Source organism: Streptomyces sp. NPDC054863, assembly GCF_053610825.1.
Genome location: NZ_JBSGZD010000573.1, coordinates 1 through 1,204 on the forward strand (window position 1 = coordinate 1; position 1,204 = coordinate 1,204).

The 1,204-nt window shown below is 70.6% G+C and carries 1 protein-coding gene; it reads right to left on the bottom strand.

From position 1 onward, the window contains the following. Nucleotides 1-176 precede the first annotated feature (176 nt). Nucleotides 177-986, bottom strand: coding sequence for a bestrophin-like domain (locus ACWGIG_RS38995; RefSeq protein ID WP_453326455.1), 810 nt, complete (start codon nucleotides 984-986; stop codon nucleotides 177-179). Nucleotides 987-1,204: the final 218 nt, after the last annotated feature.

The window sequence follows — 1,204 nt, forward strand, 5'->3', positions numbered from 1 at the left end:
GGCCGCAGGCACACAACGGCCTGCGGCCCCGCCGTGACGCCCGACGAACCACCGCATCACAAGCGCCCGCCACACTCGCCGAGGCCGCTCGAAGATCCATGGCGGAGCAGACGCGCCCGGCCCCACGTCGGTGACCTGGAGCTCCGTTCGTCCGGCTCTCCCGGGCCCGGCACCGCTCAGGTCGTGCGCCGACTGCCCTTGGCATCGCAGGGGATGCCGGAAGCGGGGTGCCGGGCGAGGAAGTCGCGGTTGGCCTGCCGTTCGACCTCGGCGATCGCCGTGGGTGACACGTCGACGATGCCGCCGAAGGGCCGGTCGACGTCGCGGATGATGCACAGGGTCGTGGTGAGCAGCGCGGTGATCACGGTGAGGGTGAGGATCTGGCCGCGGTTGTTCCTGCGGGGCAGGCAGATGCCAAGGGCGATCACGGTGATGACCAGGGTGGCGAGCAGGAACCAGAGGATGGCGCTGGGAATGCTCGCCGTGGCCTGGGTGAGCCGTTCTTCCCGTTCGTCCGAGCGCTTGTTGTCCGCCGCGACCAGCATGCCGAAGACGGGCTTGCCCTCCACCTCGCGGAAGACGCGACGGAAGTCGGTGGACCACACGCTGGGTGCCGGTGATCCGTTGCCGTCCGCCATGGCGGGCCATTCCTGTTCGCGTACGGCGCGGGCGTAGCAGACGGCGTCGGCCTGGATCTCGGCCTTCTGCGCCGCCGGCGCGTACTCGGCGGACTCGACGAGCTGGTCGAGGGCGCGGGCCTCGCTGCGGGAGGCGACCTCGGCCTTTCCGTACGAACCGTTGGCGGTGACGAGGACGAAGGCGAGCAGCAGCACCGTCAGGGTCAGCAGGGGACCGACCAGGTCCTTGACCCCCATGCCCGTGTCGTCGTCCTCGGAGAGGAGCAGGGGCCGCAGGAAGCGGTTGGCCGTGAGGCCGGCGAGCAGGGCCAGCACGGCGACGACGATGACGAGGAGCACGGCAGCCACTTCCAGAGGAGTGTTCGGGGGAGGACCCCGACGTCCGGGGGCGTCGTGATCACTCCCGCGCAGTCGTGCCCACCGGAACAGCAGAAACGTTCCCTCACCCACGATCGGGGGACACCCTTGCGCCAGAGGAACCACGCGCTCGAAGAACCGCTCCGGCACGAGCAGCCGGGTGACCAGGCACACCAGAGGCCGTGCGGGACGGCAGCGGCCTCCCCGCC